The organism is Tundrisphaera lichenicola (assembly GCF_051175385.1).
Lineage (GTDB): Bacteria > Planctomycetota > Planctomycetia > Isosphaerales > Isosphaeraceae > Tundrisphaera > Tundrisphaera lichenicola.
Window position 1 is genome coordinate 3,497,359 of record NZ_CP195106.1, and the last position, 11,747, is coordinate 3,509,105.

Annotated in this window: 11 protein-coding genes; 6 read left to right on the forward strand and 5 right to left on the reverse strand. The window is 68.3% G+C overall.

What is annotated here, in order from left to right:
* Positions 1-169 precede the first annotated feature (169 nt).
* Genes P12x_RS13925 through P12x_RS13935 form a run of 3 tightly spaced genes read right to left on the reverse strand, consistent with a single transcriptional unit; the run spans position 170 to position 2,973 of the window.
* Positions 170-1,813, reverse strand: coding sequence for a methyl-accepting chemotaxis protein (locus P12x_RS13925; RefSeq protein ID WP_435011473.1), 1,644 nt, complete (start codon positions 1,811-1,813; stop codon positions 170-172).
* A 10-nt stretch (positions 1,814-1,823) separates the two neighbouring features.
* Complete coding sequence (locus P12x_RS13930; RefSeq protein ID WP_435011474.1) at positions 1,824-2,495, reverse strand: chemotaxis protein CheW; 672 nt, start codon at positions 2,493-2,495, stop codon at positions 1,824-1,826.
* A 7-nt stretch (positions 2,496-2,502) separates the two neighbouring features.
* Positions 2,503-2,973 (reverse strand): chemotaxis protein CheW, encoded by a 471-nt coding sequence (locus P12x_RS13935; protein ID WP_435011475.1) that lies wholly within the window; start codon positions 2,971-2,973, stop codon positions 2,503-2,505.
* A gap of 398 nt (positions 2,974-3,371) precedes the next feature.
* On the opposite strand from P12x_RS13935, the gene P12x_RS13940 reads away from it, so the two are divergent.
* Positions 3,372-4,259: a 2-oxo acid dehydrogenase subunit E2 gene (locus P12x_RS13940; protein WP_435011476.1), complete on the forward strand. Its 888-nt coding sequence runs from the start codon at positions 3,372-3,374 to the stop codon at positions 4,257-4,259.
* 150 nt (positions 4,260-4,409) lie between these two features.
* On the opposite strand, the gene P12x_RS13945 is transcribed toward P12x_RS13940, so the two are convergent.
* Complete coding sequence (locus tag P12x_RS13945; protein WP_435011477.1) at positions 4,410-4,790, reverse strand: hypothetical protein; 381 nt, start codon at positions 4,788-4,790, stop codon at positions 4,410-4,412.
* A 270-nt stretch (positions 4,791-5,060) separates the two neighbouring features.
* Here P12x_RS13945 and P12x_RS13950 point away from each other — a divergent pair, with 270 nt between their 5' ends.
* The 3 genes from P12x_RS13950 to P12x_RS13960 all read left to right on the forward strand — a co-directional run bounded on the left by P12x_RS13950 (position 5,061) and on the right by P12x_RS13960 (position 6,513).
* Positions 5,061-5,792 carry a hypothetical protein gene (locus tag P12x_RS13950; protein WP_435011478.1) on the forward strand — a complete coding sequence of 244 codons (732 nt, stop codon included), beginning with the start codon at positions 5,061-5,063 and terminating at the stop codon, positions 5,790-5,792.
* Positions 5,793-5,924: 132 nt separating this feature from the next.
* On the forward strand, positions 5,925-6,200 hold the full coding sequence (locus P12x_RS13955; RefSeq protein WP_435011479.1) for a hypothetical protein: 276 nt from the start codon (positions 5,925-5,927) through the stop codon (positions 6,198-6,200).
* Between the two features lie 16 nt (positions 6,201-6,216).
* Positions 6,217-6,513, forward strand: a complete 297-nt coding sequence (locus P12x_RS13960) for a hypothetical protein (protein ID WP_435011480.1) — start codon at positions 6,217-6,219, stop codon at positions 6,511-6,513.
* Here the strand turns inward: P12x_RS13960 and P12x_RS13965 are convergent.
* Entirely contained in the window at positions 6,491-8,011 is a 1,521-nt protein-coding gene (locus P12x_RS13965) for a hypothetical protein (RefSeq protein WP_435011481.1), read from the reverse strand. The genes P12x_RS13960 and P12x_RS13965 overlap by 23 nt on opposite strands.
* Positions 8,012-8,249: 238 nt before the next feature.
* Between P12x_RS13965 and P12x_RS13970 the strand changes: the two genes are divergently transcribed.
* Positions 8,250-10,838 carry a tetratricopeptide repeat protein gene (locus P12x_RS13970; protein ID WP_435011482.1) on the forward strand — a complete coding sequence of 863 codons (2,589 nt, stop codon included), beginning with the start codon at positions 8,250-8,252 and terminating at the stop codon, positions 10,836-10,838.
* 12 nt (positions 10,839-10,850) lie between these two features.
* Complete coding sequence (locus P12x_RS13975; protein ID WP_435011483.1) at positions 10,851-11,744, forward strand: DUF4159 domain-containing protein; 894 nt, start codon at positions 10,851-10,853, stop codon at positions 11,742-11,744.
* Positions 11,745-11,747 lie beyond the last annotated feature (3 nt).

An 11,747-nucleotide genomic window follows, 5' to 3' on the forward strand; every position in this document is an offset into this window, starting at 1 on the left:
AAATGAGGAGAAGAGGAGAGCGCCGGGCTGAGACTGCCGGATCCTCGACGTGGACGCAGCCTTGATCATGGAGGCGGACGGGTCGTTTCGCAACCCCTTCCCGGTCCCGATTATACGGGGGCCTGGGGCGCCTGTGACCGAGACCCCTCGGGGTCGTCCGGCCTCCGGCTCACTCCTGGCCCAGGCCGGCGAGCTGATGGCCCAGGGTGTCGAGGTTCCGGGCGGCCTGCTCGACCTGGCGGGTGGCCACCAGGTTCTGCCGGGAGATCCGGTCGAGGTTGCGCATGGCCTGGCCGATCTGGGCCATCCCGGTGGCCTGCTGGCCGGCGGAGGCGACGATCTGCGAGGCGGCCCGGGCGGCGTCGGCCAGGGTGTCGGCCAGGGCGTTGATTGTCTCGCCGGTCTGGCCCCCGACCCGGATGGCGGCGGCCACGCCCTTGGTCACTTCCTCGGTGGAGACGACCGCGGCGTTGGTGGCCTTCTGGACCTCGGAGAGGATCTGGCGGACCCGGGCGGTGGCCTTCTTGGACTGGTCGGCCAGGGTCTTGACCTCGCCGGCGACCACGGCGAACCCCCGGCCGTGCTCGCCGGCCCGGGAGGCCTCGATGGCGGCGTTGAGGGCCAGGAGGTTGGTCTGCTCGGCGATGTCGCCGACGCTGGCGATGATCTCGCCGATGGCCTGGGCCTGCTCGGCCAGGGTCAGGATCCCCTCGGCGGTGGCCTCGACTTGCCCGTTGAGCCGGTCCAGGGCGGCGATCGAGCCTTCGATGGCGGCCCTGCCGGCCTGGCCGATCTCGAGGTTCCTCTGGGCGGCGTCGCCGACGTCTCGGGCCCTCTGGGCGGCCTGCGAGGCGGTCTGGGCGACCTCGTCGACGGTGTTGACGGCCTGGGTGACCGCGGCGGCCTGCTCCTGCATCCCGGCGGCCTGCTGCGCCGTCCCGGCCAGGATCTCGGCGGTCGCCTGCGAGAGCTGCCCGACGGCATGGCGGACGCTCCGGAGGATCGCCTCGGCCCGGGCCCGGATGGCGGCCTCGGCCTCGGCGCGGACCATGGTGGTCCTCAGGCTCTCGGCCATCCGGTTGAACGCCCGGGCCAGCTTGCCGAACTCGTCCCGGGCGGCGATCACGATCCGGTGCTCGAACTGCCCCCCGCCGATCTGCTCGGTCCCCTCGACCAGCGCGTGGACCGATCGGGTGATCCCCCGGATCGTCAGGTACGCGATCAGGGAGATCAGGGCCGCCGCGATGCTGATCCCGTACACGACCGAGGAGATCGCCCGGCTCGACGTCATCTGCTCGGCTTCTTGCCGGCGGTCGAGCAGCCGCTTCTCGGCGGCCCTGGCCTGGTCCACCAGCTCGCGGAACCGGGGGAGCTGGGGGGCCGACTCCGCCTGCTCGATCAGGCTGGCGGCCGCCTCGGCCCCCTCGGTCGACCGGCGTCCCATGAGCCGGTCCGCCTCCTCGTACCAGGCGGCGATCAGCGGCGCGAGTTCCCCGACGAGGGCGAGCTGTCCCGGGTCGTCCCCGACCAGGTCGCGAAGCCGGTCGAGCGTCCCGTCCACCCCCGGTCGGCCCTCCCGGTGTGCCTCCAGCAAGGCCCCGCGGCCCGAGAGCAGGAACAGCGACTCCCGGCACGACGCGTCGGTCAGGCGGCAGGAGAGGTCGTCCAGGGCCTCGAGGACCTGATAGGAATGCCGGACCCGGTCCCTCGACTCGATCAGGCCGAGGGTGCACTGATAGTCGATCCCGCCGACGACCGAGAGGATCACCAGCGACGATCCGAAGCCCAGCGCGATCTTCTTGCCGATGGACATGGCGTCTGGATTAACTCCCGAACCCGTGGGTGGGCTCGTCACTCTGGTCGATGAAGAGATTCGGATCGTCCAGGAGGGCCGAGCCATCCAGGACGATCCGCGCGTCGGCGGTGACCCCGATCAGGGGCGCCCGGCCCCCCCCCCCGGGGAGGGAAGCCGGGGCCTCGAGGACCTCATGGACCGGCAGCGTGAGGACCTCCTGGACGTCGTCGGCCATGATCCCGAACTCGTTCCTCTCCAGCCCCAGGACGATGATCCTGGAGAGGTCGGTCAGCCCCACGCTGGGGATCCCGAAGAAGGACCGGAGGTCGATCAAGGCGAGGATCTCGCCCCGGAGATTGAGCACGCCGCCCAGGAACTCGGGCGTGCCGGGGACCGGCGTGAAGTCGGTCAGTCGGAGGACCTTGGTGACATATCGGGTCTCGATCGCGTAGCGCTCGCCCGCCAGGGTGAAGGCGGCCACCTCCAGGATCTCGGAGGGTTCCGGCGACCGGATCGGGACCCGGGCCAGGGCCCTGGCCCGCTCGTCCATCAAGGCCTTCGCCTGCTCGGGGGTCGGGCCGAGCGAATGGCGGGTCGCCTCGGCCGCGCGGTCCAGCCTGGCGTAGATCTCGGACCAGTCGAACCGCCGATGAGGACGCAGCGGGGTCGTGTTCATGGTCGACCCCCGGATCGATCGCATCGGCGAGTCATCCTGGCCGACGGTCCCGATCGAGACCCCCCGCCGCCGATTCTTCGACGGCCAGGAGTGCGCCGAGATCGAGCAGGGTCGCCAGCCCCTCGGGAAGCTTGGCCACCCCGGTCGAGGGGGTGTCGACGGCCCCCCCGGGCAGCCCCGACGGGTCGACATCGCCTGTGTAGAGCGTGGCCAGGCCCAGCGCCCGGTCGATCCGGAAGGCGAACGGCCTCTCGGCCAGGTGGGCGATCACCAGCGACTCCGACGGATCGGGCTCCCGCGCGGGAAGACCGAGCCGGGCCCTGAGGTCGAAGACCGGCACCACCGATCCCCGGAGATTGATCACCCCCTCGACCAGCCTCGAACCGGGCGACGGCGGCGCGATCGTCACGATCCGGACCAGTTCCCGGACGTCCGAGGCCGCCACGCCATAGCGCCTTCCCGCCAGTTCGAAGATCAAGGTCTCGCGCCATCGGGTCTCCATGCATGATCCCCCACCGGTCTCACCGCAGCGGATCAGAAGCACCAGACTATGCGGTCGGCTCGGGGGGAAACAAGGCGACGGAGCCCCGACGTTGCCCTCCCGCCACATGACCGCCCCCGCAATCCGGATCTTCCCGCCGGTCGAAAATACGCGCATATTCGCGATTGTCGTCCTAAGCTTCACCGTCGGCGCGTGCCCCTCAAGCCGGCGGGCCTCCGGGGAATTTACCCGAGGCTCTCCGGCGGGTATGCTTCGGATTCGCAGGCCATTCGGATCCTAGCTCGATGACGAGCGACAAATCAATGACGAAATAAAATATTTGGATGAATCTGGGTTCATGGAGGGTCCAGCTCCGGCGATCGGGGTCGAGTCCTACAGTACCTTCGGCGAGGTGTGTTGTGATCGACGGATCAAGGCATCATGGTTTCAAGGTCGAGCCCAGGAACAAGTTCTTCGAGGCCAATCGGTCGATCGTCGAGCACGAGATCCGGCCCGGGAACACGGTCTCTTTCCTCGCCGAGGTCGACCTGACCGAGGTCGAGGAGATCCGGGGCCTGGCGCCATCGGGCCTCAAGCCCTCGTACACGGCGCTGGTGGCCAAGGCGGTCGCCCTGGCCCTGGGGGATTTCCCCTATGCGAACCGTCGGGTCTGCCGGAGGGCCTGGGCCCCCTTCGCCTCGAGGCTCCAGTCCTTCACCCGTCGCGATGTCGCGGTCGCCGTGGAACGAGAGATCCCCGGGGCCGAGTCGGTCGCCTTCATCGACATCCTCCGAGACGCCGACGAACTCTCCCTCGCCGAGATGACCGAATCCCTCCGGGCCCTGGCGACCTGCGACGCGACCAACAACGCCCAGTGGCGCGAGTTCAGCGGCCTGATCACCCGCCTGCCGAACTGGCTCTCGGCCTGGCTGATCCGCCTGCCGTTCTTCGCCCCCTCGCTCTGGGTCAAGTACCGGGGCGGGGCGGTCCTGATCAGCTCGCCGTCCAAGTATGGTGTGGATGTCGTCGTCGGCACCTGGTCGCATCCGGTGGGCGTCTCGTTCGGGCTGGTCAAGCCCCGGGCGGTCGTCCGCGAGAACGCCATCGTCATCCGCCCGACGTTTCACCTGTCGATGAACTTCGACCGCCGGGTGATGGCCGGGGCCCAGGCGGCGCGGTTCTTCAAGCGGGTGGTCGAGAACCTGGAACGGGCCGGATCGGTCATGGCCCCGTTTTTGGAGGTCTCGGAGTCTGGGGAGAAGTCGGAGATCCGGACGCATGCCCGGACGAGTCGGGCGACCGCCTGAGCCGAGCTCGGCCTCGATGGCGATCGGCGGGGGCGCCGCCGACGTCGTAGGGTATCGACGTCGGGCCGGGTCGGCCTCAAGGACCTGATCGATCCCCGCTCGGCGAACATCGGAGTTTCCGGCCGCCCCCCGGCCGGATCCTCCCAATCTTCAACGAGGGCGATGATGGACCGCAGCGGCGTGGTGAACCCCACCCCCACTCCTGATACCGCCGCCTCCCATGCCGCCTCTTCGTCCGCCGGACGACCCAGTCTTGACCTTATCCATGTTGGAATAGACGCGTCCCCGAAGGCTGGCCAGGGGGTCCGAGTGGGCCGGGGCCGAGCTGCTAGTCGATCGCTCGAAATAGCCCGGAGCCACGCTCATCGGATATTTCCCGTGCTGGGACTGACTCGTGCCGGGCCGGTCGAAGAATCCCGGGCTGACGGTCATCGGATATTTGCCATCCGCCCGGGCGGGCGTGTTGCTCGCGAGTAGCATCAGGGCCACCCCTCCGAACAGCAGCCAGAAAGCTCCCCTTCTGATCTTCACGGAATTCCTCCTGATGGTGGAATGCGGGTCTGGGATGCCCCCCCGTGCAGTTTAATGAGAAATCCCCTCGGCTGGCAACGAGACAGTTCCCAAAATCAAGGGACCGAAGCTTATCGGTCCGACAGGGGCATCCGGCTCCGTCGGGGATCGGCCCGACTTCGGTCTTTTCGGGGAAAAATGGGGGGCTAGCGGAAGAAACAGGGATAACGGCGGCCTCGATCGACCCAATATTTCGGATGGTACACGAACCCATCTCCCGAGGACCGTCCGATGTCCACCTCCGAAGCCCGAGTGGCGGCGAATCGCCGGAATGCCCTGCTCAGCACGGGGCCGAAGACCCCCGAAGGGAAAGCCCGGTCTCGCGAGAATGCCGTCAAGCATGGCCTGACCGGCGAGGGCGTCGTCCTGCCCGCCGAGGAGGCCGTCGAGGTCGAACGATTGCGCCGGAGCTTCGAGGCGGAGCTGCAACCTTCCGGCGAGGTCGGGCGGACCCTGGTCCGACGGCTCGCGCTCCTGGCGGTCCGGATGGATCGGTGCGTGATCCAGGAGTCCGCGGCGCTGGCGGAGCATATCCGGCGATCGGTGGAGGACTTCGACGCCGAATGGCCCACCGAGGAGGGGGCGGATGATCCCGATCGCGAACGGATGCGGGACCTGACGGCACGCCGGGCCCTGTTCGACCCTTCGAAAGAGGCCACCCTGGCCCGCAAGTATGAGGCGGCGGCCGAGCGTGGTTTCTTTCGTTCCCTCAGGGAGTTCCGGCAGGTCGAGCGGGAGGCGAAAGCCGAGTCGCCCCGCCGGGAGGTCGAGGCCAGCCGGTCGGAGTTGGGTTCGTTTTTGACCGAAGTCGCCCGGTCCTCGATCCCCCTCGTCGTGCCGGAAAGCGTCCTCGATCTGGCCCCGAACCCGCGGCCGAAGCCGGTCCAAGACTGGGCGAACTCCCCTCCGAGCCCGGCCTCGGGATCGTTCGACGTCCCGTTTTCGATCGGTCGGGCTCGCTGAGCGGCCCGAACTGGTGTTCGGATGTTCGCTCGTGCGCCGATCCCGACGTTGCTCGCCGGTTCAAGGCTGTCTGCCGGTAGAACCGATAGGGGTATCAGGACCGGATCCGCCATCCCAGGAGGAGGATTTTCGATGAAGTTCGACTTGATCCGCAAGAGTTCGCAAATGGCCGCCCGTCGCCGGGCCATCGCGCTCGGGGCCCTGGCCGCCCTGGCCTTCCCGGCCTGCGCGTCGGACGGCGAGACCGTGGCCACCTACCCGGCCGGATCGGGGATGACCCCTCCTCCGATGACGGCCGAGGTTGGTGAGACCAAGACGGCCTCGGCCCCGCTGGGCTACCCCTGGGCCAACAACGGCCCGACCCTGCCCACGGCCTCGTCCAGGGCCGGCAACTCGGTGGTCCGATGACCGGGAGGCCTCGACGATGACCCGCTCGCCGATCGCCGGATCCTCCCCCCGGCGAGCCTGGTCCATTTCGGCCGTCGTCCTGGTCGCCCTGGCCGACTCGGGATGTGCCCGAGATCGCCGCGAGATCACCCCGACGACCCAGGGGACCAACTTCGAGGGCGTCCCCCGAGGCCGGATGATCGCCCAGCCCTTCCCGGGGTCCAGCCTGGCACGGTCGAGGTCCCGGCCGGCCCGGGTGGAATCGCCGATCGACCCCGAGACGGCCGCCGCATCCCATCAGGATTCTTTGATTACTCCCGCTCCGGGGGGTTGATCCCGTAGGCCCAGGGCTTCCCCTGGAAGGGGGGTCGGGCCTTCGGTCCGGGCGTGGCCCCCGGCTTCAACTGCCGGGCCAGGTCGATCCCGGCGTTGCGGAACTGGTCGCCGGCGGTGATCTCCAGGTTGCTGTAGCTGGTCAGGCGGGTCTCGTAGCCGCCCCCTTCGGGATCGAAGGCGTCGAGGGTCGGGACGTAGCCGACGCAGCCGTTGGCCAGGCTGACCGGGAAGGTGAACGGGAAGCCGCTGCCCGCCTTGATCTCCAGGCCGAACCGGCAGAAGTACTCGGCCTCCGTGGTGACGAACACCGCCGGGCCGACCTGGACCGCCTGGACCTCGACCTCGACCTTCGGCTCCTGCTTGACCAGGGTGTCGAGCAGGATGGTCTCCTTGGCGAACGCCCACTCGGTCGGGTCGGCCTTGGCCTTATCCCCCCGGACGATCGCCAGCGCCGCCTCGACCTTCGCCGCCGAGGGGGGCCGCCGACGGATCTGCCAGACCCTGGACTTCGCCCCGACCGGCCCGAGCGATCCGGGATCCATCGTCAGGAGGACCTTGAGCGCCTCGGCCCCGACCTTGCCGCCGACCCGCTGCGCCCAGCGGTCGCCGTCGGGATAGACGTGGGGGCTCCGGTTATCGACCTGGGTGATGTCGCCCGAGGCCCCGGCCACGAACACGACCACGCAATCCTCGCCATAGTAACCCTGGATTACCTTTTCAAGATAGTATATGTAGTTGGCCGACGCCCCGCCGGGGCTGGTGGTGGCGTGGCAGGAGAAGTTGACCACGCACCCCAGGAGCTTGCCCGGCTCCTTCGTCGACCAGGCCCCGATGACGCCGACCTCCGGGTCGACCGGCCCGGCCGCCTCGACGATCTCGGGGTTGCCGAGTCCCGGGTGCGTGACGGTCCGGCCGTCGCTCATCCGGAACCTCCGGTTGTAGGCGACCGTGGCCTCGATCCCCTTCCCCACGCCCCCCAGGGCGTCGACCCGCCGGGCGTCGGCCTCGACGATGGAATCAATGAGTGCTGATTCGACCCTGGCCAGGTAGTCGAGGTTGATCGTGGTGGATTCGTCGTAGGCCAGGTGCCTGATCAGGTCGGAGGCGTGGTCGAATTCGCCGGGCAGGATCATCGCGATTGGCCCCGACGAATGCGAGTGCGAGGCCCCGATCAGGATCGAGCCGGCCGGGATTCCGGTCTTCTCCTCAACAGCCTTGCGGACCTTCTGGACGGTATCCCGGCGGATGCTCAGGGCGTCGATCCCGACGACCGCGACCCGCGATCGGCCGTCGTCGAAGACCGAGGCCCGGACCTTGCACGGGTCGTGGATCGACCCGTGGAACGCCTTGCCGTAGCCGCCGGGGGCCTCCATGCCGACATCGGGCGTGATGTCCCGCTCGGCGAATCCCGCCTTGAAGCCCGGCGAGTCCGCCCGGGCCAGGGCCCCGGCCAGCAGGAAGATCGCGACGGGCCGGGCGAAGGCTCGAAGATTCATGGACGTTTCCTCATCGAAGGGGATTCCGGGCCGGGCGTCCCGCGGTTGACGCCTATAACCAGTTCCAGGTTAGGGGCGTCGAGGGTCGCGGGAAAGGCCCCATCGCCGATCGCCCTTCCTGAGGAATCCGCGAAGGTTGCCGGAAGACCCTTTGACGATCGCCGGCCGCCTCGGTCTATAATCGAGGTTCCTCCGCCCGCGTCTCCCCTCGCCCCGCCGTTCGCGAAGGAAGGGATTCATGGTCGAGCCCGCCAGCCATCGAGCCTCGCCGAGATCCAAGCGGCTCGCCCCCTCCCGGGTGGCCGCCCTCTTCTTCGGCCTCTCGATCTGGCCGGCGATCGCCGGGGCTCAGGAGGCCGACGACCCGGACGACCTCTACCGGATCGGCCGCTATGACGAGGCGGGGGAGCTCGCGGCCGAGCAGATCGCCGAGCGATCCCGTTCCGAGCGCTGGTATCTCCTGAAGGTCCGATCCGACATGGCCCGGGGCCGGTATCCCGAGGCCCTGGCCACGCTGGAGGCCGGCGTCGGTAAGGTCAGCGGAGGGGTCGCCCTCTACATGCTCGGGCGCGACGTTTATCGATTCAATGGCCGCGACGACGCGGCGCGGGCCTCGTTCGACTCGGCCGAGAACCTGGCCCAGCTCACGCTCGGCCGATTCGCCTCGGCCGCAGGGCGGGTCCTCCTCGGTCGGCTCCTCCTGGAACGAGGGGTCGACGCCAGGAAGATCCTCGACGCCTGCTACGACGCCGCCATCAAGCAGCGCCCCGACCTGGTCGAGGCGTACCTCGCCTCCGCCGAGCTGGCCCTCGACAAGCAGGACCCCGCGCTGGCGGCCTCGACCCTCGAAAAGGCCCCGAAAGAGGCGATCGAAGACCCCCGGTTCCACTACCTCCTGGCCCGGGCCTTCTCCGAGGACGAGCGGAAGCGGTCCGAGAAGGAGCTGGACGAAGCCCTCAAGATCAACCCCAACCACGTCGACAGCCTGCTCCTCCTGGCCGACCGTCGGATCGACGACGAGCGATACGACGAGGCCGACGCGATCCTCAAGCGGGCCTTCGAGGTCAACCCCAACGAGCCCCGAGGCTGGGCCTATCGGGCGGCCCTGGCCCACCTCCGGAACGATGCCGAGGGGGAGCAATCGGCCCGCGAGGCCGCCCTCGCGCACTGGGCGACCAATCCCGAGGTCGATCACCTGATCGGCCGCGAACTCTCCCGGAAGTATCGGTTCGTCGAGGGCTCGACCTATCAGAGGAAGTCGCTGGCGATCGATCCCGGATACCTCCCCGCCAAGGTCCAGCTCTGCCAGGACCTGCTCCGGCTGGGCGAGGAGGAGGAAGGCTGGAAGCTGGCCGACGAGGTCTTCGCGGCCGACGCCTACAACGTCCTGGCCTACAACCTGATCACGCTCCGCGACCGCCTGGCCGGGTTCCGGACCCTCTCCGGCGAAGGGTTCCTGGTGAGGATGGACCCTCGCGAGGCGGATCTCTACGGCGATCGCGTGGTGGCCCTCCTGGCGAAGGCCCGGGCGACCCTGACCGAGAAATACGGCGTGAAGGTGGCCGAGCCGGTGGTGGTCGAGATCTTCCCCCAGAAGAAGGAGTTCGCCGTCCGGACCTTCGGACTGCCGGGCGCCGAGGGGTTCCTGGGGGTCTGCTTCGGGAAGGTGATCACGGCCAATTCCCCGGCCTCGCAGGGGGAGGCCCCCTCGAACTGGGAGTCGGTCCTCTGGCACGAATACTGCCACGTCGTCACCCTGAACAAGACTCATAACAAGATGCCCCGATGGCTCAGCGAGGGGATCTCGGTCTACGAGGAAGGGGCGGCCGACCGCGCCTGGGGCGGCTCGCTCGGCCCGAAATACCGGGCGATGATCCTGGGCGAAGACTTCACTCCCTTGAGCCGGCTCAGCTCGGCGTTCCTGGCCCCGAAGTCGGCGACCCACCTCCAGTTCGCCTATCAGGAGTCGGCCCTGGCGGTCGAGTTCCTGGTGGAGAAGGCGGGGATCGAGGCCCTCAAGGGGGTCCTCGACGACCTCGGTGCGGGGGTCTCGATCAATGACTCGCTGGCCGCTCGGGAGAAGTCGCCGATCGATCAGCTCGACGAGGAGTTCGCGAAGTTCGCCAAGGGTAAGGCCCTGGCCGCCGCCCCCGGGGCGACCTTCGACGAGCCCGAATTAGCCCCGAGTGCCGACTCGAAGGCGATCGCGACCTGGCTCGAATCGCACCCGAAGAACTTCCCCGGCCTTCGTCGGCTGGCCTCGAAGCTGGTGAGCGAGGGGAAGTGGCCCGAGGCCCGGAAGGCGATCGAGGACCTCCGGGCCGCCTACCCCGACTACAAGGGGGAGGATAATGCCAACTTCCTGTTGGCCACCGTCTGCCGGAAGACCTCCGACCCGTCCGGCGAGCGGGCCGCGCTGGAAGCCCTGGCCGAGCTGGACGGGAACGCCGGCCCGGCCTATCTCCGGCTGATGGAGCTGGAGGAGGAGTTGAAGGACTGGCGGGCCATGGACCGCGACGCCCGCCGCTTCCTGGCCGTGAACCCCCTGACCCCGCCCCCCTTCCGGAGGCTGGCGAAGGCCTCGGAGGAACTGGGCCGACCCGACGAGGCGCTCGTCGCCTACCGAGCCCTGGCCCTGATCGACGAGTCCGACCCGGCCGACATCCACTTCCGCCTGGCGAAGCTACTGAAGCAGACCGGCCAGCCTCTTGAGGCTCGTCGCGAGGTCCTGAAGTCGCTCGAAGAGGCACCTCGATTCCTCGAAGCGCACCGGCTCCTGCTCGAACTGGTCGAGCCCGACAAGTCGCCCGCTTCCCCCCGGCCTTGAGGGTTCGCGATCATGACCCGAAGACGCCTGAGCCTGGTCCTGATCCCGCTGGTCCTGATGGTCGTCGCCGGGGCGACGCTCGGCCAGATGCGGTTCCGTCGAGGAGGAGGGGGAGGACAGGTCGAGATCCCCGACGACCGGGCGGGCGTGCCCAACTGGGAGGTCGACTCGCGGTTCAAGTCCGACGTCTTCACCTTCGTCCGGGTCGAGTACGACTCGATGGGGGGCGGCCGGGGGCGTCGGGGAGGTTTCGGCGGATATGGAGGCTATGGCGGCTGGGACCGATGGGCGATCGACTTCCCCGACAGCGACCTCAACTTCTCGTACCGGCTCCAGCAACTGACCTCGCTCAAGGTCAGCCCCGACCCGATCCACTTGCGGCTGACCGATGAGAAGCTGTTCGATTATCCGTTCATCTACATCATCGAGCCGGGCGCGCTGGTCTTCTCCGAGGAGGAGGTGATCGCCCTCCGCCGTTACCTGCTTAATGGCGGATTCCTGATGGTGGATGACTTCTGGGGCGACTACGAATACGACAACTTCTACCGGGAGATCAAGCGGGTCTTCCCCGACCGCGAGCCCAGGGAATTGCCGCTGGGCCATGAGGTCTTCCAGTGTGTCTACCGGCTCAAGGAGAAGCCGCAGGTGCCCAGCATTCAGGCCGCCATGTACGGCCGGGGCGAGGGGATCACCTGGGAGGAAGGGCATGGCGGGAATACCCGGGACGTCCATTATCGGGGGATCGAGGACGACAAAGGTCGCCTGATGGCCCTGATCTGCCACAACACCGACCTCGGCGACGGCTGGGAGCGCGAGGGGGAAGACCCCTGGTACTTCAAGGAGTTCTCCGAGAAGAAGGCGTATCCGATGGGCATCAATATCATCACCTATGTCATGACCCATTGATCG

Bases quoted from the DNA above. Each gene is read 5' to 3' on its own strand.
- P12x_RS13935 (WP_435011475.1), bottom strand. From the start codon at position 2,973: ATGGAGACCCGATGGCGCGAGACCTTGATCTTCGAACTGGCGGGAAGG.
- P12x_RS13970 (WP_435011482.1), top strand. From the start codon at position 8,250: ATGGTCGAGCCCGCCAGCCATCGAGCCTCGCCGAGATCCAAGCGGCTC.
- P12x_RS13960 (WP_435011480.1), top strand. From the start codon at position 6,217: ATGACCCGCTCGCCGATCGCCGGATCCTCCCCCCGGCGAGCCTGGTCC.
- P12x_RS13925 (WP_435011473.1), bottom strand. From the start codon at position 1,813: ATGTCCATCGGCAAGAAGATCGCGCTGGGCTTCGGATCGTCGCTGGTG.
- P12x_RS13930 (WP_435011474.1), bottom strand. From the start codon at position 2,495: ATGCGATCGATCCGGGGGTCGACCATGAACACGACCCCGCTGCGTCCT.
- P12x_RS13975 (WP_435011483.1), top strand. From the start codon at position 10,851: ATGACCCGAAGACGCCTGAGCCTGGTCCTGATCCCGCTGGTCCTGATG.
- P12x_RS13950 (WP_435011478.1), top strand. From the start codon at position 5,061: ATGTCCACCTCCGAAGCCCGAGTGGCGGCGAATCGCCGGAATGCCCTG.
- P12x_RS13965 (WP_435011481.1), bottom strand. From the start codon at position 8,011: ATGAATCTTCGAGCCTTCGCCCGGCCCGTCGCGATCTTCCTGCTGGCC.
- P12x_RS13955 (WP_435011479.1), top strand. From the start codon at position 5,925: ATGAAGTTCGACTTGATCCGCAAGAGTTCGCAAATGGCCGCCCGTCGC.